This window comes from Paractinoplanes aksuensis (assembly GCF_024137025.1).
Taxonomy (GTDB): domain Bacteria; phylum Actinomycetota; class Actinomycetes; order Mycobacteriales; family Micromonosporaceae; genus Actinoplanes; species Actinoplanes aksuensis.
Window position 1 is genome coordinate 97,741 of sequence record NZ_JAMYJR010000027.1, and the last position, 21,117, is coordinate 118,857.

General features: G+C 69.7%; 17 protein-coding genes. 5 read left to right on the plus strand and 12 right to left on the minus strand.

All coding sequences use genetic code 11. The annotated features are described in order from the left end of the window. Window positions 1-8 precede the first annotated feature (8 nt). Complete coding sequence (locus tag M1L60_RS24155; protein ID WP_253239772.1) at window positions 9-824, minus strand: alpha/beta fold hydrolase; 816 nt, start codon at window positions 822-824, stop codon at window positions 9-11. Between the two features lie 115 nt (window positions 825-939). Between M1L60_RS24155 and M1L60_RS24160 the strand changes: the two genes are divergently transcribed. Both M1L60_RS24160 and M1L60_RS24165 read left to right on the plus strand, forming a co-directional pair. After that, the gene (locus M1L60_RS24160) at window positions 940-2,121 is read left to right on the plus strand and encodes a hypothetical protein (protein ID WP_253239773.1); all 1,182 of its coding nucleotides are present in this window, start codon (window positions 940-942) and stop codon (window positions 2,119-2,121) included. 143 nt (window positions 2,122-2,264) lie between these two features. Continuing rightward, on the plus strand, window positions 2,265-2,948 hold the full coding sequence (locus M1L60_RS24165; RefSeq protein ID WP_253239774.1) for an SDR family oxidoreductase: 684 nt from the start codon (window positions 2,265-2,267) through the stop codon (window positions 2,946-2,948). On the opposite strand, the gene M1L60_RS24170 is transcribed toward M1L60_RS24165, so the two are convergent. The 4 genes from M1L60_RS24170 to M1L60_RS24185 form a co-directional block, all read right to left on the minus strand. Beyond that, a complete protein-coding gene (locus M1L60_RS24170) occupies window positions 2,920-3,210 on the minus strand; it encodes a putative quinol monooxygenase (protein WP_253239775.1) in 291 nt (96 codons plus the stop codon). The genes M1L60_RS24165 and M1L60_RS24170 overlap by 29 nt on opposite strands. A 92-nt stretch (window positions 3,211-3,302) precedes the next feature. Beyond that, entirely contained in the window at window positions 3,303-6,389 is a 3,087-nt protein-coding gene (locus M1L60_RS24175; RefSeq protein WP_253239776.1) for a ThuA domain-containing protein, read from the minus strand. After that, window positions 6,386-7,471: a sugar phosphate isomerase/epimerase family protein gene (locus M1L60_RS24180; RefSeq protein ID WP_253239777.1), complete on the minus strand. Its 1,086-nt coding sequence runs from the start codon at window positions 7,469-7,471 to the stop codon at window positions 6,386-6,388. The genes M1L60_RS24175 and M1L60_RS24180 overlap by 4 nt, the downstream gene beginning before the upstream one ends. A gap of 185 nt (window positions 7,472-7,656) precedes the next feature. Next, the gene (locus M1L60_RS24185) at window positions 7,657-8,826 is read right to left on the minus strand and encodes an ROK family protein (protein ID WP_253239778.1); all 1,170 of its coding nucleotides are present in this window, start codon (window positions 8,824-8,826) and stop codon (window positions 7,657-7,659) included. Between the two features lie 113 nt (window positions 8,827-8,939). Here M1L60_RS24185 and M1L60_RS24190 point away from each other — a divergent pair, with 113 nt between their 5' ends. Genes M1L60_RS24190 through M1L60_RS24200 form a run of 3 tightly spaced genes read left to right on the plus strand, consistent with a single transcriptional unit; the run spans window position 8,940 to window position 14,211 of the window. After that, window positions 8,940-11,030 carry an alpha-galactosidase gene (locus M1L60_RS24190; RefSeq protein ID WP_253239779.1) on the plus strand — a complete coding sequence of 697 codons (2,091 nt, stop codon included), beginning with the start codon at window positions 8,940-8,942 and terminating at the stop codon, window positions 11,028-11,030. A 2-nt stretch (window positions 11,031-11,032) separates the two neighbouring features. Then, on the plus strand, window positions 11,033-11,989 hold the full coding sequence (locus M1L60_RS24195) for an acetylxylan esterase (RefSeq protein ID WP_253239780.1): 957 nt from the start codon (window positions 11,033-11,035) through the stop codon (window positions 11,987-11,989). Then, a complete protein-coding gene (locus M1L60_RS24200) occupies window positions 11,986-14,211 on the plus strand; it encodes a glycoside hydrolase family 95 protein (RefSeq protein ID WP_253239781.1) in 2,226 nt (741 codons plus the stop codon). Before M1L60_RS24195 ends, M1L60_RS24200 begins: the two co-directional genes overlap by 4 nt. Before the next feature lie 758 nt (window positions 14,212-14,969). On the opposite strand, the gene M1L60_RS24205 is transcribed toward M1L60_RS24200, so the two are convergent. The 7 genes from M1L60_RS24205 to M1L60_RS24235 all read right to left on the minus strand — a co-directional run bounded on the left by M1L60_RS24205 (window position 14,970) and on the right by M1L60_RS24235 (window position 21,108). Further along, the gene (locus M1L60_RS24205) at window positions 14,970-15,197 is read right to left on the minus strand and encodes a hypothetical protein (RefSeq protein ID WP_253239782.1); all 228 of its coding nucleotides are present in this window, start codon (window positions 15,195-15,197) and stop codon (window positions 14,970-14,972) included. A gap of 353 nt (window positions 15,198-15,550) precedes the next feature. Next, on the minus strand, window positions 15,551-16,135 hold the full coding sequence (locus M1L60_RS24210; protein ID WP_253239783.1) for a hypothetical protein: 585 nt from the start codon (window positions 16,133-16,135) through the stop codon (window positions 15,551-15,553). An 8-nt stretch (window positions 16,136-16,143) separates the two neighbouring features. Further along, window positions 16,144-17,148, minus strand: coding sequence for a hypothetical protein (locus M1L60_RS24215; protein WP_253239784.1), 1,005 nt, complete (start codon window positions 17,146-17,148; stop codon window positions 16,144-16,146). Further along, complete coding sequence (locus M1L60_RS24220) at window positions 17,145-17,468, minus strand: PadR family transcriptional regulator (protein ID WP_253239785.1); 324 nt, start codon at window positions 17,466-17,468, stop codon at window positions 17,145-17,147. The genes M1L60_RS24215 and M1L60_RS24220 overlap by 4 nt, the downstream gene beginning before the upstream one ends. Window positions 17,469-17,528: 60 nt before the next feature. Beyond that, the gene (locus tag M1L60_RS24225; RefSeq protein WP_253239786.1) at window positions 17,529-19,181 is read right to left on the minus strand and encodes a type 2 periplasmic-binding domain-containing protein; all 1,653 of its coding nucleotides are present in this window, start codon (window positions 19,179-19,181) and stop codon (window positions 17,529-17,531) included. A 20-nt stretch (window positions 19,182-19,201) separates the two neighbouring features. Then, entirely contained in the window at window positions 19,202-20,131 is a 930-nt protein-coding gene (locus M1L60_RS24230) for a carbohydrate ABC transporter permease (RefSeq protein ID WP_253239787.1), read from the minus strand. Continuing rightward, complete coding sequence (locus M1L60_RS24235) at window positions 20,128-21,108, minus strand: ABC transporter permease (protein WP_253239788.1); 981 nt, start codon at window positions 21,106-21,108, stop codon at window positions 20,128-20,130. Before M1L60_RS24235 ends, M1L60_RS24230 begins: the two co-directional genes overlap by 4 nt. Window positions 21,109-21,117: the final 9 nt, after the last annotated feature.

Below are 21,117 nucleotides of genomic sequence, written 5' to 3' on the forward strand. Positions count from 1 at the left end.
CTGGACGATCAGTGCACGGAGCGGGCGGCCCGCACGATGAGGCCGGTGACCGCGTCCGGGTGGGCCACCATCGCCGCGTGCGAACCGCGGATCGTCACCGTGCGACCGGGCGCCGAGCGGGCCGCCATCGCCTTGCCCGCGACCGCCGGGATGGCCAGGTCGTCCAGCGCGACCAGGGCGTACGACGGAATGCTCTGCCAGGCCGGCACGCCGGTCTTACCACCGAAGGCGACGGTGGACAGCGGCCGCTGCTGCGTGGCCATCAGCCGGGACTTCCGGAGCGGGACGTCCGCGGCGAACAACCGCGGGAACCAGGCCGGGTCGATGGTCGTGTCGACCTGCCCGTTCGAGCCCGGGTAGGGCCGCTGGACCAGGTGCGAGACGAGCAGCGAATTGTCGCCGCCGTTGAGCGCGCCGGCCTCGGCGATCGTCTCGCCCTCCTTCGGCGAGTACGCGGCGACGAAGACCAGCGCCTTGACGTTCCTGTTGCCGGTGGCCGCATTGGTGATGACCGCACCGCCGTACGAGTGACCCACCAGCACGATCGGGCCGCCGACGGTGGCCAGGAACTCCTTCAGGTACGCGCTGTCCTCGGCCAGGCCGCGCAACGGGTTGGCCGGCGCGATCACCGGATACCCCTTGTCCAGCAGCCGGCTGGTCACGCCGTCCCAGCCCGAGGAGTCGGCCCACGCGCCGTGCACCAGCACCACCGTCGGCTTCGCCTGGCCCGGCTTCGTGGCCGCGGACGCCGAGGCCCCCACGGTCAGCACCGACGCGGCCAGCACCACGGCCGCCGCCAGCGTCCGCCACCGCCTGTTCTTCACGATCGACATAACTCAGGCCCCCAGGTCCCGATGCGAGCTCGTCCCGCACTCGGTGACCTCACTGTCCCGCCGCCTTCGCCGCCTGCCATCGGTCGAAGTACGGCACACTGGCCCGGTGCCGCGCGACCCATGGAAGTTCTTCGACTTCGACCTGGTGACCGATCCGACGGTGTATGTGCCCTACCGGCTCAAGCTCGACCTGGTCACCGGCGACCCCGTCGACGTCCCGGCCCTGACCGTCCGGATCCACGGCGAGCACATCGCCTTCGAGCCGGAGCCGCTCGGCAGCATCCCGACGACCGGGATCACCGGCGGCCGGGTCGACATCCGCCCGGCGCCACCCGGGCTCAAGGACCTCCGCGAGCAGCACCCGTCGGCGTACCGGATGTGGCGCTCCGACGAGGCGATCGCCGTCTACCAGTGGGTGCGCGAAGGCCGGGCGTACGAGGAGATAGCGGACCACGTCGGCCGCCCACCCGAACACGTGGCGACCAAGTTCGAGCGCGTCGAGGCCCTGCTGCGCGCCGCCCGCACGATCCCTCAGCCGATCGACCCGCCGTCCTACCCGCCCTCCAAGATCAGAGAGTCGACCACCCAGCACCACGACTACGACCCGGCCCCCTGGTACGGCGCGGCCGCCCTCGACGACCCGACAGTGCACCTGCCGTGCACCCTGCACCTGGTCCAGTACGGTTCGCCGCCGACGATCGACGTGTCACCCCTGGCCGGTTGCAGCCTGACCGCCCACGGCTTCCACTTCACCACCCAGGAAACGTGGGACTATCTCGAACTCACAGATCTGGTGTCCGGGTGGGTCGACCTGCACCCGGCACCCGCCGACCTGGTGCCGTTGCGCGAGGCCCACGACGGGGCCTACCGCGCGTGGAACCCGGAGGACGCGAAACAGGTGCTGCGCTGGGGCCGGGGCGAGCCGTTTCCCGACCTGGACCGGCTGGCCGAGCGCCTGTCCCGCCCACCGGCCCACCTCCCCCGGAAATACCGGCACCTCGAGGCGGCCGCCGCCCGGATCGCCCGCCCGCCACGCGCCGAGCCCGCCCCGTTCCACCGCAACGACCCGCGCGGCCGGGGCGACCACTGCGTCGTCGTCAACGACGTCGCCCCACCCGCCGCGGTCGCCACCCGCCACGGCATCGAACCCGCCAAGCTGATGGGCTGGGGTTTCCTGGCCGACCTGACCGACGACCAGATCACCACCCTGCGCACCGACCCCGACGTGGACCAGATCGAAGAACCCGGCGTCGCCACCCTCGAAACCGGCCCCCGTCCTGTTCCGTGACGCCGGGAGTGGGTATCGGCCCGATCAGGCCGGGCCAGCACCGCCGGCGCGGGATCGCCGGTCAGCCGGGGTGGGACCTCCCAGCGTGACACCGGTCGCGATACTTGCCTCTGACGTCAACGTGAGGTTTTAGCGTGGGTGACATGCAGATCTCTGGAGCAGTTGCCCTTGTCACGGGGGCCAATCGTGGGCTCGGCCGACACTTCGCCGAGCAGCTTCTCGCGCGGGGCGCCAAGGTCTACGCCACCGCGCGCCGGCCCGAGCTGGTCGACCTGCCCGGCGCTACCGTGTTGCCGCTCGACATCACCGATCCGGCGTCGATCACCGCTGCCGCGGCCGCCGCGCCGGATGTCACGCTGCTGGTCAACAACGCCGGTGTCGACACAGCGACCGGGCTGGTCGCCGGGGACCTCGACCGGATCCGGCTCGAGCTCGACACGCACTTCTGGGGCACGCTCGGCATGATCCGGGCCTTCGCGCCTCAGTTGGCGGGTGGGGCCATCCTCAACGTGCTGTCCGCGATGTCGTGGTTCAACTATCCCGGCCACACCGCGTACGGGGTGGCCAAGGCGGCCCAATGGAATCTGACCAACGGCGTACGCCTGGAACTGGCCGACCAGAAGACCCTGGTCACCGCCCTGCATCTCGGGGCCGCGGACACCGACCTCAGTGACTACGACGGGCCCAAGGGTGACCCGGCGGTGCTCGTCGCAGCCGGGCTCGACGGTCTGGAGCAGGATCGGATCGAGGTGGTGGCCGACGAGTGGAGCGCCCACGTGAAGGCGTCCCTGGCCGTCTCTACCGCTGCAGGCCCGGCCCTGGCGTGAGGAACTCGACGCGGGTGGCCGTCAGCAGCGGGTCTTTCAGCTCGTGGAAACGCCGCACGTGCTCGGCGTTCTCGTGGGTCTCGAAGGCGGCCCGGTCGCGGTAGACCTCGTAGAAGACCCGGGCCAGCGGCTCCTCATCGACGGCCGAGGTGGCGTAGATCAGGGTGCCGGGCTCGTTCTCGGCGATCTGCCGGACGGCCGTGGCGGTCAGCTCGTCGAAACGGGCTGCCGCTCCGGAGTCCCGGCAATCGAATCGAACCACCAGTGCGAACACGGCGCCGCCTCTCGAAAAGGCCGTGGAATGAGACGGATCGGGCCGGTCGGCGTCCGGCCCGATCCATCGTTTCATGGGGGTCAGTCGAACTCGACCCAGTTGAGGTTGAACAGGTTGGTCGCGGGGCCGCCGGCCACCGGCTTGAAGACCAGGTACAGGGTCTGCTCGCCGCCCGCGTGGGTGATCGGGAACCGCTGGCTGGCCCAGGCGCCCGTGCCCGCGGTGGCGGTCACGGTCGCGGTGGTGACGAGCTCACCGGTCGGCGAGCCCAGGCGGACCTCGACGTCGGCCCGTGGTGCGCCCACCGTCGCGGCCGAGCCGCCGGCCACCCGCAACGTCAGGCCGTCGACGCCGGCCAGGTCGATCGGGCGGAACGCGATGGCGTCGTTGTCGTCGACGGCCGTCAGGTGCTGGTCACCGTCGACGTCGTTGGTGGCCGCGGACGCGGTGCCCGTACGCACCTGGGCGTTCTCGGCCTGTTGACGCCAGGTCTGGACGATGGCCTGGCCGGTGGTGGACAACGCCGGGGTCCCCCGGTCGGTGTAGCTCGCGCTGACCCCGAGGAAGAGGTAGCCACCGGCGTGGTCGGCGCCGTCGGCCGGGCTCGGCAGCGTGCCCGTGCAGCCCGACGTCGAGGTGATCCCGTGGCCGTGTTCGTCGTGGCCGAGCACCAGCGCCACCTCGACGCGGGAGCAGTCGACCGGGCCGTCCTCGGGGTCGGTCACCTCGACCGTGAACGGGATGTCGTCACCCCAGTTGAAGAACGATCCGTTGGACGGGGTGACGACCCGGACCTGCGGGGCCGTGTTCCCGACCGTGATGGTGCGGGTGGCCACCGCCGTGCGACCGGCGCTGTCGGTCGCGGTCAGGCGGGCGTTGTAGACGCCGTTGGCGGTGTACGTGAACGACGGCGAAGCCGCGGTCGAGTCGGTCGTGCCGTTGCCGTCGAAGTCCCACGCCAGCGACACGCCCTCGGTCGTGCCGGCCGAGGAGAACTGGACGGTCAGCGGCGCCTGGCCCGAGGTCGGGGTGGCCGACGCCGTGGCCGTGGGAGCCCGGCCGCCCTTGACGTAACGGACGACGGCCAGTTGCGCGTCCGGGTTGGCCCGGAAGAACCCGTCGCCGTACTCGAGGACGTACAGCTCGCCGTTGGGGCCGAACTCCATGTCCATCGGGTTGTCGAACACGAAGCTGCTCAGCATCGGCTCGACCGCGAGCAGCTTGTCGCGCCCGTCGGTGCGCAGGGCGAACAACTTGTCCCGGGTGAACTCGCCGAACACCACCGTGTTGTCGTAGTACGAGGGGAACTCGTGATCGCCCTTGTACTGCGAGGAGCGGTAGATCGGCCCGCCCATCGGCCCGACCCCGCCGGTGCCCAGCGCCGGCCAGTCGAAGCCGCACGCGGTCGGCGGCGTCGCCAGGTAGGCGCCCGGGCACGGGGTCAGCGCGTTGAAGGTGTAGTTCAGCTGCGCCGTGCGGACCGGCGGCAGGTTGCGCAGACCGGTGTTGCGCGGCGACTCGTTGACCGGCGCCTTGCAGTTGAAGGCGGCCCCCGACGTCCGGGTGACGAAGTCGAAGTCGATGTACGGCAGGTCGGGCGAATAGCAGTACGGCCACCCGTAGTTCCCGGCCTTGTCCGTGCCGATCCAGCGGCCGGTGCCTTCCGGTCCCCGCGCCGCGTTGGGCACGCGCGAGTCCGGCGAGTAGTCACCGACGTACACGTAACCGCTCCTGCTCACGTCGAAGCGGAACGGGTTGCGCAGGCCCATCAGGAAGATCTCGGGCCGGGTCTGCGGTGTCTTGCGGAACAGGTTGCCGCTCGGGATCGAGTACGAGCCGTCGCCCTTGACCTTGATCCGCAGCACCTTGCCCCGCAGGTCGTTGGTGTTGGCCGCCGAGCGCTGCGCGTCGTAGCCCGGCCCCTGCGTGGGCGACTCGTTGATCGGGGTGAACCCGTCCGAGCCGCTGGCGTTGGTGTCGTCGCCGGTGACCAGGTAGAGCAGGCCCTGGCCGTCGAACTTGATCTCGCCGCCGACGTGGCAGCAGATGCCGCGGTCGGTGTCGACGCGCAGGATCTGCTGCTCGGTCGACAGGTCGAGGTGCGGCGTCGGCGTCTCGACCAGCTTGACCCGCGACACCTGGTTGTAGCCCTTGAACTTGTCCCAGGTGGCGGGGTCGTCGCTGGTGGCCGGCGCGTCACCCTCGTTGACCGTGGGCGTGGCCGGGTTGTCGACCGGCGTGTTCAGCCGCGGCGAGTAGTAGATGTAGACCCACTTGTTGCGCTTGAAGTCGGGGTCGACCGCCACCGACTGCAGGCCGTCCTCGTCGTGGACGTAGACCGGGATCTGCGCGATGACCGGGCTCAGCCCGGTGGCCGGGTCGTACATGCGCACCTGGCCGCTGCGGGTGTTGTGCAGCACCCGGCCGTCGGGCAGCACGGCCAGGGTCATCGGCTCGCCCGGCTCGTCGTTGAGGGTGACCTTCTCGTAGTTGGTCTCGACGGTGGCGCCGCAGTCGAGACCCTTGCCGGTGGTCGCCCAGCGGATGCCGCCGAGCAGGTGCTTGCGGTTGTCGGCCTGGTTCGAGACGCCGAGCCCGGAGTACCAGGACCGGCCGCCCTCGAAGTCCTGACACCACGAGACCGGCTTCTCCACCGAGGTCGCGAGCACGTGCTGCTTGCCGCGCACGTCGGCGTCGAAGGTGTACCACTGCTCGGTCAGCGAGAACTTCTTCGGTACGGGGTCCGTGAGCGTCACCGTGCCCGCGCTCGCGGTCGCCGTGGCGGTCACCTTGGCCCCGAGCAGCGAGCCGTAGAACGTCCACGCGCCCGCGGTCTCGGCCGCGCCGCGAACCCCGACGAAACCGCCACCCCCACGGACGTACGCCTCGAAAGCGGTTCGCTGCGCGGCATCGAGCACTTCGCCGTCGCGCAGGAAAACGACCGCCTCATAGCCGGCCAGCTTGCGCGCGGTGAAATCGGTGGGCTTGGTGGTCACTGTGACGTCGAAGTCGTTGGCCCGGCCGAGCGTCTTGATCCCGTTCGCCGCGGCCGTGTTGCCCGTGGCGAAGACGAGGACGTCCGTGTCCTTGTGGGCCACGGCCGGGGTCGCCCCGATGAGGGGCGCCGCGACCACCAATGCGGCAAGCAGAGTCGCCGCGCGCCTCATCGGCGGTAGATGGTGAGGTCGGCCATGTTGCGGTAGCTGATGCCGGCGAAGTCGAGGGACTGGCCCGGGTTGGCCGTGCCGCCGGGCGCGGAGTCCTGCTCCCAGTTGGCGTGGTGGTAGTCCTGCTTGCCGATGACCTCGAAGAACTGCTGGAAGTTGATGTCGCCCTCGCCCAGCGGCACCATCGTGTAGCCGTTGGCCTGGGCCGGCGCCTTGTCACCGTCCTTGGCGTGGAACAGCGGGAACCGCTCGGTCTGCGGTGCGACGGTGAGGATCGGGTCGAACAGGTCCTCCCGGTTGTTGCCGCGAGAGTCCACATAGGTGTGATGCTTGAAGCGAGCCACGTACGCCCAGTAGATGTCCATCTCGAAGAAGACGTAGCGCTCGTCGGTCTTCTTGAAGAAGTACTCGAGCTTGCGTTGCCCCGTCGAGCGGGTGGGCTTGCCGTTGGCGTCGAGCGGGCCGACGTCGAGCAGGAACCCGTAGGCGGCGTCGTGGTTGTGCGTGTACAGCTTCAGGCCCCGCTTGCGAGCCGTACGGCCGAGCTCGTTCCACAGGTCGGCGGCCGCGTCCCAGTCCGCCTTGTAGGCGCTGTTGGTCGGGTCGCTGCCGGTGCCGATGTGCTTCATGCCCAGCGTCTGGGCGATGTCGAGCTGCTGCTCGAAGGTGGCCGCGTTGATCGAGGTGTGGGTGCCGTTGGCGACCAGCCCGTTGTCGTCGAGAATCTTGCGGATCTCGGCCGGGGTGATCTGGCGGCCCAGGATCGAGGTGTGCTGGTTGTACCCGGCGAACTCGATCTCTTTGTAGCCGATCTCGGCCAGCCGGGCCAGGACCCGTTCGAAGCCGTACGGCACCCCGGAGTCATCGGGCGCGGCCGAGATCCGGTCGCGGACGCTGTAGAGGATGATGCCGCGGTTGCGCGCCGGCACCAGCGGCTCGACCCGCAGCTTGCCGTGCTTGTCGCCGTGCGCGAGGGCCGGCGAGCCGGTGGCGAGGACGGGGATGCCGGCGGCGCCGATAGCGGCGGCCGCACCGGCGGAGGCGGTGAGAATCTGACGGCGGGACACGGGGGATTTGAACATGCGAACTCCACGGAGGACGGTGTTCGGAACCAGGGAGGGGTCCTTCAGGTACGGCTGACCGACGCCGCCGACGCGTCGGTAGAAGCCTTGTGTCGTTCATATTTCGAAACTGAAACGACGCTAACTCCCGCCGGAGTCAAAAGATAGTCCATCCTGGATCCAACTTTCGTCCGTTCGGACGAAAGTTACACAGGGCGGCGCCAGGAGGCGACGAGCGCCTTGATGCTCACGGTGGCCGCGCCGCGCGCCCACTCCTCGAACGGCAGCGGGCGGATCGACAGCGGGCAGTCGGCGGCCGCGCCGAACGCCTGCCGCTGGAAGCCGGCCCGGATGTGGGGCTCGAACAGGTCGTACGCCGAAAGCCCTTCGCCCGAGACGACGATGCGGGACGGGCCGACCAGGTTGGCCACGGCGGCGATGCCGGAGCCGATGGCGTCGCCGGCCCGGGCGAAGACGGCACTGACACCGGGGTCACCCGCGCGGGCCAGGGCCACGGCGTCGTCGAAGGTGAGCTCGGGCCGGTCGGTGGCCTCGCGGGCCTGCCGGACGATGGCGTCGGCGCCGGCGATCGCCTCGACACAGCCGCGGCTGCCGCAGTGGCAGGCGATGCCCTTGACGTCGACGCTGATGTGGCCGATCTCGCCGGCCACGCCGAACGAACCGGAGACCAGTCTGCCCCCGACGACCAGGCCGCAGCCGATGCCCGCGCCCACGGTGACCAGGGCGAACGAGTCGGCGCCGACGCCCTCGCCGAACCAGTGCTCGGCCGTGGTCAGCGCCTTCACGTCGTTCTCGACGGTGACGGTGAGCCCGGTGGCCTGCTCGGCCAGCTCACGCAGGGGCACGTCGTGCCACTGCAGGAACGGCGAGTAGCGCACCCGGCCGGTGGCCAGGTCGACGTCGCCCGAGATGGCCAGGCCGAGCCGGCGGGTGCGGGACCGGTAGTCGCCGGAGCCGTCGAGCAATTCGGTGGTGATCTCGGCGATCTGCCGCAGGACGTGGTCGACGTCGGTCTCGGACAGCCGCCGGTGGACCGCGGTGCGCACCTGGGCCCGCAGGTCGCAGACCACCCCTATGAGCTCGTCGCGGGTGATCTTGACGCCGACGAAGAACTCGCGGTCGGCCCGGATGGTCAGCGGGCTGGCCGGACGCCCGGCGCCGGGCCCGGACCGCTCGGTGGCGGCCAGTTCCTCGAGGTAGCCCATCTCGATGAGCGGACGGGCGCCCTTGGTGACGGCGGCCGAGGACAGGTCGAGACGGCGCGCGAGACCGACGCGGCTGAGCGGGCCCTCGGTCAGCACCACCGTGAAGAGGGCTGTCGCTGCGGGCGCTAGGGCGTCAGCCACGGGAAACATGTCCGAAATCTAGGCCCAATAATTTCCTTCGTCAAGTATTGATTTAGCCGCGAACACGGACCTACGCTCGCCGCACTCATCGGCACCCTCCCAAGTTAACCCCGAGGATCCAGATGCCCCGCTTGCACTTCGAGTCCGCCGAGCGCCTCTGGCTGGTGCACACCCCCTCCACCACGTACGCGCTACGCCTCGACGAGAACGACAATCCGCGGCACGTGCACTGGGGCCGGCCGTTGACCACGGCCCAGGCGATCACGCTGGCCGGGCGCACGCCGGCCCCCGCCAGCAGCTTCGACACCACGGTCGAGGCCGAGGAGCTGGCGGCCGACGGTGGCGCCCGCTTCGGCCCGGCGGGCCTGCGAGTGCGTTTCGCCGACGGCACCAGCGGCGTCGAGTGGCGATACGCCGGCCACGACGCCGAGGACGGTCACCTGCGGATCCACTTGGACGACCGGCACCACCCGCTGCGGCTCACGCTGCACTACCGCGTCCACGACGACAGCGACGTGATCGAGCGGTGGACCACGATCGCCAACCGCGGCGAGGACCAGCCGATCGGCGTACGGCGTCTGGACAGCGCGGCCTGGAACCTGCCGCACCGCACCGGTTACCGGATGACCCACCTGGTCGGCGGCTGGAACAGCGAGTTCCAGCTGAAGCGGGCCGAGGTGCCCACGGCTGAGACCGTGTTCACCAGCCGGCGCGGACTGACCAGCCACCACGCCAGTCCGTGGCTGGCCCTGGACGACGGCACGGCCGGCGAGAACCGCGGCGAGGTCTGGAGCACCGCGCTGGCCTGGAGCGGCAGCTGGCGGATCACCCTGCACCGCGACCCGGTCGGCCGCACGAGCTGGACCGGCGGCCACGGGCACGAGGGCCTCGAATGGTCGCTGGCCCCCGGCGAGACCCTGGAGACGCCGGTGTTCGCCGGCCTGCACACGACCGGTGGCTTCGGTGCGGCCAGCCGGGCCTGGCACGACTACGTCCGCGGGCACGTGCTGACCCACCCCGGCGAGACCCGGCCCGTGCTCTACAACTCGTGGGAGGCGACCGGGTTCGACGTCGACGAGGCCGGGCAGGTGGCCCTGGCCGCGAAGGCGGCCCGCCTCGGCGTCGAGATGTTCGTGATGGACGACGGCTGGTTCGGCGGCCGCACCAGCGACCACGCCGGCCTGGGCGACTGGACCCCGAACCCGGGCCGCTTCCCGCGTGGCCTGCAACCGCTGGTCGACGAGGTGCATCGGCTCGGCATGCGGTTCGGCCTGTGGGTCGAGCCCGAGATGGTCAACCCCGACAGCGACCTCTACCGGGCCCACCCGGACTGGGTGCTGCACATGGCCCACCGCGACCGCACCGAGATGCGCCAGCAGCTGGTGCTCAACCTGGCCCGGCCCGACACCGCCGAGTGGACCCACGCCTGGCTCGACCGGCTGGTCACCGAGCACGGCATCGACTTCCTCAAGTGGGACGCCAACCGCGCGTTCACCGAGGCCGGTTGGCCCGGTCACCCCGACCCGGACCGGGTCTGGCTCGACCACACCCGGGCCGTGCACCGGATCATGGACCGGCTGCGGGCCGGCCACCCGGGTCTGCGCCTCGAGGCCTGCGCCGGCGGCGGCGGCCGGGCCGACCTGGGCGTGCTGGCCCGCACCGACCAGATCTGGACGTCCGACAACACCGACCCGGTCGACCGGATCGGCATCCAGCACGGCTTCGGCCAGCTCTTCCCGGCCCAGGTCATGGGCGCGTGGGTCACCGACAACCCCAACGTGACGACCGGGCGGCGGACCCCGCTGCGCTTCCGGTTCCACGTGTCGATGGCCGGCGCGCTCGGCATCGGCGGCGACCTCACGACATGGACCGAGGACGAGCTCAAGGAGGCCGCGGAGCTGATCGCCGTCTACAAGCGGATCCGGCCCACGGTCCAGCACGGCCGGGCCCACCGGCTGGCCGGGGACGGCGCGCTGACCGGGGTCGGCTACGAGCACGAGGACCAGTACGTGGTGCTGGCCTGGTGCCCGTCGCGCCCGTACGGCCACAACCCGGCTCCCCTGCGGCTGACCGCCATCGATCCCGAGGCCTTCTACCGCGACCGGGACACCGGCGCCTCATACTCCGGGGCCGTGCTGCTGGAGTCCGGCCTCCCGCTCGACCTGCCTCGGGGCGACTACGCCAGCGCCCTCGTCCACCTGGTGAAGGACTGACCATGGCCATGTTCGACCTCTCCCCGGCCGACCTGCTCGACTACCGCCCCGAGGTAGCCGAGCCGGCCGACTTCGACGCGTTCTGGCTGCGCACGCTGACCGCGGCCCGGCAGCACGAATCGGCGGCCGAGCTCACCCCGTACGATGCCTTGCTGCCCGGCGTCCGGGTCACCGACGTCCGGTTCAGCGGCTACGACGGTCAGCCGGTGGCGGCCTGGCTGGTCGAACCGGCCGGCGCCGAGGGCCCGCGGCCGTGCGTGGTGCAGTTCATCGGGTACGGCGGTGGGCGCGGCCGCCCGCACGAGTGGCTGCTGTGGCCGGCCGCCGGGTACGCCGTCCTGGTGGTCGATTCGCGCGGCCAGGGCGACGGCGACACCCCGGATCTGGCCGGCGACACCACTCCCCACCACTCCGGGCTGATGACCCGGGGCGTGCTCGACCCCGAGCTGTACTACTACCGGCGGCTGTTCACCGACGCCGTGCGCGCGGTCGACCTGGCCGCCACGCTGCCCGGCGTCGACCCGGCCCGCGTCGTCGTGGCCGGGGCCAGCCAGGGCGGCGGGATCGCGCAGGCCGTGGCCGGGCTGCACCCCGGGGTGGCGGCGGCGCTGATCGACGTGCCGTTCCTGACCCACTTCCGGCGGGCCAGCGAGATCACGGACTCGTACCCGTACCAGGAGTTGTCGGTCTTCTGCGCGACCAACCGGGACCGGGTCGAGCAGGTCTTCGACACGCTGAGCTACTTCGACGGGGTGAACTTCGCGGCCCGGGCCACCGCGCCCGCCCTGTATTCGGTGGGGCTGATGGACGATGTGTGCCCGCCGTCCACCGTGTACGCGGCCTACAACCGTTACGGCGGCCCGAAAACGATGCAGGTGTGGTCGTACAACCGGCACGAGGGCGGCGGGTCGTTCCAGTCGCCGGTGCAGCTGCGGTGGCTGCGGGAGCTGTTCGGATGAGCGGGCTCGAGCTCTGGTACGACCGGCCGGCCGAGCGCTGGTTCGAGGCGCTGCCGATCGGCAACGGGCGGATCGGCGGCATGGTCTACGGCGGGGTGGGCACCGAGACCATCCGGCTGTCCGAGTCGACCGCTTGGTCGGGCGCGCCCTCGACGACCGATGTGAGCCCGACCGCGCTCGAAAACCTTCCCCGCGTACGCCAATTGTTGTTCGACGGCCAGGCCGCCGAGGCCCAGCGGTTGGCCGAGAAGCATCTGACCGGGCGGCCGACGGCGTTCGGCACGAACCTGCCGCTCCCCCGCCTGCGGCTCGATCTGCCCGGCGGCGAGGTCTCCGAGTACCGGCGGTCGCTCGACCTCGTCGACGGCATCGTGCGCGTCGCCTACCGGCAGAACGGCGTTCATTTCGTACGGGAAGTGCTGGCCTCGAACCCGCACGGCGTTCTCGCCGTCCGGCTCGGCGCGGACCGCCCGGGCGCGATCAGCTGCACCGCCGGACTCGACGACAGCGTGTTCCCCGGCATCTGCACCACCGACGGTACGGCCGTGATGTTCCGCGGACAGGCCGTGGAATCGTTGCACAGCAACGGGAAGCAGGGCACCACCGTCGAGATCCGGGCCCGGGTCGAGGCCGAGGGCGGAACGGTCAGCCGCACCGGCGAGACGGTCACCGTGACCGGGGCCGACGCGGTCGTCATCCTGGTCACGATCGTCACCGACTGGGGCGGCGCCTTCTCGATCGACCGCTTCGACACGATCCGCGCCGCGCATGTCGGGGACCATCGCGCGCTGATGGGGCGGGTGGAGCTCGAGCTCGGCCCGCCGGTCGCGCTGCCCACCGACGTACGCCGGGAACGCCTGGCCCGGGGCGAACGGGACGACGACCTCGTCGCGCTGTACTTCCAGTACGGCCGCTACCTGACGATGGCCGGCTCGCGCGCCGACTCGCCGCTGCCGCTGGCCCTGCAGGGCGTGTGGAACGACGGGCGGGCCAGCGCGATGGGCTGGAGCAACGACTTCCACCTCGACATCAACACCCAGCAGAACTACTGGGCGGCCGAATCGGGCAACCTGGCCGAGTGTCACGCGCCGCTGGTCCGGTTCGTCCAGCGGCTGGCCGAGGCCGGGCGCGACACGGCCCGGACGATGTATGGCGCGGACGGCTGGGTCGCGCACACGGTGACCAACGCCTGGGGTTACAGCGCGCCCGGCAGCGGCATCGGCTGGGGCCTGAACGTGACCGGCGGCATCTGGATCGCGTTGCAGCTGTGGGAGCACTACGAATACCAGCCCGACGAGCGCTACCTGCGCGACGAGGCGTACCCGGTGCTGCGCGAGGCCGCGCTGTTCATGCTCTCGTACCTGGTGCCCGAGCCGACCCATGGATGGCTCGTGCCCGGACCGGCCGAGTCGCCCGAGAACTGGTACCTGGCTCCCGACGGCACCCCGTGCTCGGTGGCCATGGGCACTACCGCCGACCGTGTCTTCGCCGAGGCGATCCTGCGCATCTGCGGGCAGGCCGCGGCCATCCTCGACGTCGATGCCGACCTGCGCTCGCGGGTGGAGGCGGCCCGGGCCCGGCTTTCCCCGCTCCGGATCGGCCGGCACGGCCAGCTGCAGGAATGGCTGGAGGACTACGACGAGCCCGACCCGGCCCACCGGCACACGGCTCACCTGGTCGCGGTGTTCCCGGAACGACAGATCACGCCCCGCCGCGACCCGGAGCTGGCCCGCGCGGCCGCGGTCACCATCGAACGCCGGCAGCAGGCGGCCGGGTGGGAGCAGACGGAGTGGGTGGAGGCCAACTTCGCGGCCTTCTACGCCCGGCTGCTCGACGGGGACCGCGCGCTCACGCACGTGACCCGGCTCATCGGCGACGCCAGCGAGGCCAACCTGCTGAGCTATTCGGCCGGGGGCATCGCGGGCGCGCCCGAGAACATCTATTCGTTCGACGGCAACTCCGGCGGCGCCGGGGCCATCGCCGAGATGCTGCTGCAGTCCGACGGCGAGGAGATCGAGCTGCTGCCCGCGCTGCCGTCGCAATGGCGCGACGGCTCGGTCCGCGGCCTGCGGGCGCGCGGCGGTTTCACAGTCGACTTGGCCTGGCGCGACGGCAAGCTGCACGAGGTACGCATTCAGGCTGATGCCGGGGCGCGCACGCGCGTCCGCTACCGCGACGCCGTCATCAACTTCACCGGCGGTCAGATCCATTTCGCCGCGTGAGCATCACCTGTACCCGGAACAGGCCGAGATCCGTGAGTTGTACGTCTCCAACACCGTCGGCGCCGACCCACGGTACCGGCACAAACGGATCGGCCTGCTCATCGAGGACAGGCACGACGTCACCATCGACGGCCGCGGCACGCGACTGATCGTGCACGGCTCGCAGACGGCGATCGCAGTGCTGCGCTCGACCGACGTGACCCTGACCAACTTCTCGATCGACTACGCCACCCCCCAAAGTCATCGACGCCACGGTGGTCGAAGCCGGGCCCACCTGGCGCATCCTGCGGGTGCCTCGGGACTGCCGGTATCGGGTCGACGGCGTCCATGTCGTCGACCAGAAATTGAAAGCGCTGAGCCACTTCCGCCCGAAATGACACGCTCGGCTTGCGCACCCAGCCCCCACTGTCGCCCGGCCGTCCATGCTAGGCGCCGCAGTCCAATCACACTCCGACGAACCGATACCCGGTCGCGCGGGGCGTCGCCATTTCACTCGCCGCGCGAGGTCGCCGGCCGCCGCTCCGCTGAATTCGCCGCAGAGCCGCCGAGATGATCCGCACCGCGGCCGTGAGCGCCCTGCACGTCTTCCCCAACAGCGCCATGACCGGCCAGCACGTGCCGGGGCCGGGACGGGTGGGCCCGGCCGCGCTGCGCCGCGCGGTCGCCTTCCTCGACGCGAACCCCGGACGGCCGGTGACGTTGTCCGACATCGCCGCGGTGGCCGGGCGCGCACCATGTCAGCCCCGGCTGCCACCAGGTTATGAAACATCAGCTGGTTCGATCAGGTCCCATTCCGTCTCGCCCACCGGCGGATTGCCGACCACATCAGTCAGGTCACGAGCGGCGTCCCGGCCCGGCTCCGATCCGGGTAGCCAGACGGAGTCACACTCCGGACACAGCAGGAACGTGAGGTCGGTGCCCTTCTTCCGGTACCACTGCAGCCAGTCCTGCCAGCAAACCGGGCACTCGATTTTCTGCATCCTCATCCTCGCACTCTTGCTTCCGTGACCGCCCTCCGAACCAGCGTCGGCTCTTCGTCAGGCCGACGTTGACGGGCTTCCTTCCAGCACGGCGCCAGGTTGGTCGCAGAGGGCGCACCTTCGCGAGTCCCACCAGCGTGCGTCGTCCCCCTCGTTGACGACGCAGGCTTCCTCGAAATCCTCGCCACAGGAACATGCGGTGCCGGCCGCCGTGCGGTGGAGATGATGGCCGACGTGCCCGGCCCGGTCGGGCCGCAGCGGCTCGCGTCGCCGGGCGATTCGTTGCCCGGCCCGCGCGGCCGCACGAGCGGCCATTCCCTCTTCCCAGCTGCGACCCATCGGGCCACCCTAGCCCGCTGCTACACCGCAGGTACGCGTGTGTAGGAGTGTGGTGCCTTCAGCCAGCGGCTGAGGTAGAACGACGAGATCGCACCGGTCAACAGGCCGGTCAGGGTGGCCGCGAAACCCGCCTCGAACCGTTCGAAATACGGGCCGCGTTCGCGCAGGACGACCGGATGGTCGTCGGCGGCGACACCGGGCCGGATGTGCCAATAGAGAAAATCGCCGTTGGGTGTGGCGCCCCAGGAGATCAGGTCGTCGCCGGCCCGGAACCAGTCCGGGACGTCCTCCCCCTCCCACCGAGCGGAATCGCCGAGCGGCCACGCCCCCGAGGTGTCCCCACCGCCGAACCAGATGCGGCACGACTCCTGGGCCATCTCGTTGTTTTCCAGCAGATCTGTCCAGTCGCCGATACCGCCTGGCGCGCAAACGACGAGGTGATCGTCGATGACGCCGGGACCGTACGTGTCGACGAAACGCTTGTAGTCGCGAGGCAGTTCCGCTCCGAGGGACGTCTCGGTGACCGCCCAGTCCCGCGAAGCAGAGGCTGGACGTCCCGGGCCGGGAAGGTTGAGCACCGCAGCCAGCGTCGAAAGAGCATCCACAGATGCACTCACTTCGCGAGGGGCGGCGACGTTTTCGCCTCCGCGGCGGCCTGCTCGGCGACCCGGTGGAAGTGCAGGATGCGCGCCTCTGCCCGGCGCCGGGCCCGCCAAGCCTGTCGCCGCACCGCGAGCGTCAGGACGGCGACGGCCGCGAGCAGCGACGCCACGGCCCACACGACGACGGCCTTGCGGCTGGCGAACGAGTAGGTCGAGCTGAGGCTGAGCCCCATGCCGAGCAGCAGCACCGGCCACACCAGCAGCGCCGCCGGCCACCAGCCCCGCCTGTCTCGCCGAGCGGTGAAGAACACCCCCAGGACGACCACCGCCGTGACCAGGATCAGCGCTGCCACGGAAAGCGCCTCGCGCCCGATCTGATGCTCGGGCACGACCATCGCAGCCAGCGCGGCGGCCACGGCGGCCGGGGCGATGACGACGGCGGTGTCGAGCAGGCCGCGGCGGTTGTCGGCGGCCAGCGCCGCCAGGCCGAGGCCGATCTGCGCGACGAGCAGGAACAGGGGTGGGTGGAGGGCGGTCATCTCGAACCAGGGCACGACTGAGACCGCCACGGCGACCGCCGCCGTCACGGTGATCGCGGCGGCCACCGCCCAGCGCCCCAGACCGAGCGGGGCGGCCAGCGGGGCGAGCAACCAGGCGACCCACGTCGGCGTGCCGATCGAGTGGAACGGCCCCAGCATCGGGCTCGCCGGGTCGTGCCAGACGCCCGGACTCTCGGTGTTGATCAGCCAGACCGCGGCCAGCACGGTCGTCATCATCAGGGCGAGGGAGCCGGCGACGGGCAGCGCGTCGGCCAGGCCGAGGGCGCTGTGGGCCCGTAGCCGCTGGCGCAGGCCGCCGGCCATCAGGTCGACGGCGTCAGCGGGGCGAGGCCGGCGTTGCCCGGTTGCGGCCAGATCGACGTACGTGTCGACGATCTCGGCGCCCCGGTCGGCGCGGTCGGCCACCGGGTACCACCGCAGCAGCCGGGTGTAGCGCTCACGCAGCAGGTCGGTCACGCGAAACCACCGGCCAGACGCAGGGTCGCCACCTGGACGGCCTGGCGCATCCGTTCCGTCTCGGTCCGCAGCAGCTCGGTGCCCTCGTCGGTGAGCCGGTAGTACTTGCGGGCCCGGCCGTCGACGACCTCAGTGCGGTCGACCGTCACCAGTCCGTCGTCGGACAGCCGGTCGAGCGACCCGTAAAGCGTGCCCGGCCGCAGCGACAGGCGCCCCTGCGACAGCTCACTGACCTCGAGAATCAGGCCGTAACCGTGCAGCGGCGCCCGGGCCAGCGCAGTGAGGATCAGGAACGTCGGCTCCTGCAGCGGCGTCTTCACCCGAGCACTGTATCGGCGCGACCATATCCTCGCAACGAAGATATGGTCGCGCCGCAAGTACTACTTGCTCTTGTCGTACGCCTGCTGGTTGAGCTCGATGTACCGCTTGATCCCGACCCCGTCCAGCCCCTTGACGTAGGCGTCCCACTCGGTGTCGATGTTCTTGGAGCCGGTGATGAAGGCCAGCTGCCCCTGGTTGACGTAGCTGTCCAGGTTGGTCTTCAGCGTGGCCAGCTCCGAGGCCGAGGTGTCGTCGATCCAGACCTGCGACTCCGGGAACACGAGAGCCTTGTCGACCTTGGGTTCGTACAGCTTGGTCGCCTCGAACAGCCGCCGCTCGAGGCCTTCCTCGGAGTAGATGTCCTTGGGCACGACCTGCGCGTTGCGGAAGGCCAGCGTGTTGTTGTACTGGGCCAGCGCGCCCCACCCGGTGTTCTTCGGCACCTCGGCCGCGGGCTTGGTCTTGTACATCGGGTCGGTGCCGGCGTCGAGCGCGGTGTCGCCGGCCGCGGGCTTGACCCAGCCCACGTTCTCGGGCCCGCTCCAGGTGTTGAGCTGACCCTCGTCGGTGTAGATGTAGTCGAGCATCTTGATCGCGGCGACTCGGGCTTCCTTGCTCGACTTGTTGGTCAGCATGAAGGTGTAGCCGGTCGACGTCGGGTTGTTGTAGCCGGTGTAGCTCGTGCCGTCGGCCCCGGTCAGCGGCGGCACCGCGTCGTACTGCTTGTCGCGCCCGTCCTTCGAGCCGATCTGCACGAAAATCCCGGGCCACAAGACCGGCGAACTTCCGATCTGTACGGCCTTCGGGTTGTTGCCGATGGCCTGCAACGCGTCCGAGTTCTGGGTGAACGACGCCTGGTCGATCAGCCCGTCCTGGTACAGCGAGTTGATGTATTTGAGGCCCTCACGCCATTTCGGCTTGTCGATCGGCGTCTCGACCTTGTCCCCGTTCAACTGCAGCAGCGACCGCACCCCGTTGTTGGCGCCCACCGGGTCATAAGAAAAAGCCCCCATCAGGTACGCGATGAGAGTGCTGTCGCCCTCGGCCGAGATCATGGGGATCTCGTCGGCCTTGCCGTTCCCGTTGGGGTCGCGCGTCTTGAAAGCCTTCAGCACCGTACGCAGATCTTCCGGAGTCTTCGGCATCGGCAGGTCGAGCTTCTTCAACCAGGTCGAGTTGATCCAGAGCTTGTCGGGATAGGTGCAGTGGAAGCAGTCGGCCCACTGCGGCATCGCATAGATGTGCCCGTCCGGCGCGACCGACATCCCCTTCAGCGTGGCATTGGTGTCGAGCGCCTTCTGAATGTTGGGCGCGTGCTCCTTGATGAGGTCTTCCAACGGCACCGCGACACCCTGGCGGCCCAGTCGCTGCACCTCGGCTTTGGTGAAGGCGTCGACCCACGGAATGAGGAAGAACAGGTCGGGATAGTCGTTGCTGGCCAGCGAGATCTGCCGCTTCTCCTTGGCCGGTGCGCCGTCCATCGTCGTGGTCTGGAACTGGAACTGGATCTTGAACTTGTCACTCAGCACTTTGGTGACGGTGTTGGTGTCCATGTTCGTATCGGCGTCGGCCGGCGACATCAGGGTGACGACCACCTTGTCACCGGCCATCTTGGCCTTGGGCGCGTTGTCCTCGGCCCCGCCGGAGGAACAGCCGGCCGCCACCAGAGCCGCGGCCAGGCCGACTCCGGCCAATTTGAGTCCAGTTTTCATGAGAATTCCATTCTTGAGTTTCAGCCCTTGACGGCGCCGACCATCACGCCCTTGGTGAAATGGCGCGCGATGAACGGATAGATGAGCAGGACGGGCAGGCTCGAGACGACGATCAGCGCGTACCGCAGCACACTGACCAGCTGCATCTGTTCCAGCTGCTGGGCCAGATCCTCGGCCCCGGGCCGGGTCGAATTGAGGATGAGCATGTTGCGCAGCACGATCTGCAACGGGAACAGATCGGGGTCCTTGAGGTACACCAGCGCATCGAAATAGGTGTTCCACTGATAGATCGTGTACATCAGCGCGAGCACGGCCAGCAGCGGTTTGGAGAGCGGCAGCACCACCGACCGCAGTACGCGGATCTCACTGGCCCCGTCGAGCGACGCCGCCTCGAACAGCTCGTCGGGAATGGAGTTGGCGAAGAACGTGCGGGCGATGATGACCTGCCAGACCCCGATCGCTCCGGGGATCAGCAGAGCCCAGCGGGTGTTCAGCATGCCGAGGTTCTGGACGACCATGTAGGTCGGGATCAGGCCGCCCGAGAACAGCATGGTGAAGATGAGCGCCGTCATGATGACGTTGCGCCCGAAGAACGTCTTGCGCGACAGCGGATAGGCGATGGCCACGGTCAGGGTGACGCTGATCAGCGTCCCCGCCACGGCATAGATGAGCGAGTTGTAGTAGCCCTGCAGCACCTGCGAATTGGACAGGGCGACCTCGTACGCGTGCAGCGAGAACTCGACCGGCCAGAACTTGACCCGGCCCGCGTTGACGGCCTCGGCGCTGCTGAACGAATTGGCGACGATGAACACCAGCGGCGCCAGCACGACCAGCAGCATCACGGTCAGCATAAGTTTGACGACGAGCAGGAAGATGCGGTCGCCCAGCGGCTCGCGAACCCGCGTGGCGCTCGGCCCGTTGCGTAGCAGCTTCGAGGTGAACAGGCTCATCGCCACAGCCCCTTCCCGGTGACCTTCTTGGCGGCGAAGTTGACCACCAGCAGCAGGCAGAGGTTGACCACCGAGTTGAACAGCCCCACCGCGGTGGCCATGCTGAAGTCGGCGTTGATCAGGCCGGTCTTGTAGACGTAGGTCGGGATGATCTCGGACTGGGCCAGGTTCAGGTCGTTCTGCAGCAGATAGGCCTTCTCGAACCCGATCGCCATCGTGTTGCCGACGCCCAGGATCAGCACGATCACCGCGGTCGGCAGCAGCCCGGGCAGATCGATGTGGCGAATGCGCTGCAGCCGGCTGGCCCCGTCGATCTTGGCTGACTCGTGCAGGACAGGGTCGATGCCGGCCAGCGCGGCCATGTAGATGACGGCCGAGTAGCCCGCGGTCTGCCAGACGTCCGACCATACGTAGATGTGGCGGAAGTAGTCCGGCTCGCCCAGGAAGTTGGTCGAGACGATGCCCGAGCGCGGCGACAGCAGCAGGATCGTCATCGAGACGACCACGACCGTGGAGATGAAGTACGGCGCGTACGTGACCATCTGCACGGTCCGCTTGAACCAGCCGTTGCGGATCTCGTTGAGCGCGAGGGCCAGCAGGATCGGGATCGGGAAGCTGGCCAGCACCAGGTAACCGGCGAGGATCACGGTGTTCTCGAGCAGCGTCAGGAAGACCGGGTTGCCGAACAGCAGCTCGAAGTTCCGCAGGCCGACCCATTCGCTGCCCCACGGGCCCAGCACCGGGCTGTAGTCCTTGAACGCGATGACGTTGAAGGCCATCGGGACGTACTTGAAGATCACGAAGTACGCGAGCGGCACCGACGCCAGCAGGTAGAGCTGCCAGTGCCGGCGCCACGACAGTTGCGCCTGAGCCCAGCGGCTGCGCCGGGCCAATTCCATGTCGGAGCGGTGGGGCGACCGGGCCGGCCGCCGGTCGGCGCTCGGCACGGGAGTCGGGTGCGGCGTCGTCGTGGCCATCAGGCCGCT

Bases quoted from the DNA above. Each gene is read 5' to 3' on its own strand.
- M1L60_RS24230 (WP_253239787.1), bottom strand. From the start codon at position 20,131: ATGAGCCTGTTCACCTCGAAGCTGCTACGCAACGGGCCGAGCGCCACG.
- M1L60_RS24195 (WP_253239780.1), top strand. From the start codon at position 11,033: ATGGCCATGTTCGACCTCTCCCCGGCCGACCTGCTCGACTACCGCCCC.
- M1L60_RS24180 (WP_253239777.1), bottom strand. From the start codon at position 7,471: ATGTTCAAATCCCCCGTGTCCCGCCGTCAGATTCTCACCGCCTCCGCC.
- M1L60_RS24200 (WP_253239781.1), top strand. From the start codon at position 11,986: ATGAGCGGGCTCGAGCTCTGGTACGACCGGCCGGCCGAGCGCTGGTTC.
- M1L60_RS24190 (WP_253239779.1), top strand. From the start codon at position 8,940: ATGCCCCGCTTGCACTTCGAGTCCGCCGAGCGCCTCTGGCTGGTGCAC.
- M1L60_RS24175 (WP_253239776.1), bottom strand. From the start codon at position 6,389: ATGAGGCGCGCGGCGACTCTGCTTGCCGCATTGGTGGTCGCGGCGCCC.
- M1L60_RS24185 (WP_253239778.1), bottom strand. From the start codon at position 8,826: ATGTTTCCCGTGGCTGACGCCCTAGCGCCCGCAGCGACAGCCCTCTTC.
- M1L60_RS24235 (WP_253239788.1), bottom strand. From the start codon at position 21,108: ATGGCCACGACGACGCCGCACCCGACTCCCGTGCCGAGCGCCGACCGG.
- M1L60_RS24205 (WP_253239782.1), bottom strand. From the start codon at position 15,197: ATGAGGATGCAGAAAATCGAGTGCCCGGTTTGCTGGCAGGACTGGCTG.
- M1L60_RS24165 (WP_253239774.1), top strand. From the start codon at position 2,265: ATGCAGATCTCTGGAGCAGTTGCCCTTGTCACGGGGGCCAATCGTGGG.
- M1L60_RS24225 (WP_253239786.1), bottom strand. From the start codon at position 19,181: ATGAAAACTGGACTCAAATTGGCCGGAGTCGGCCTGGCCGCGGCTCTG.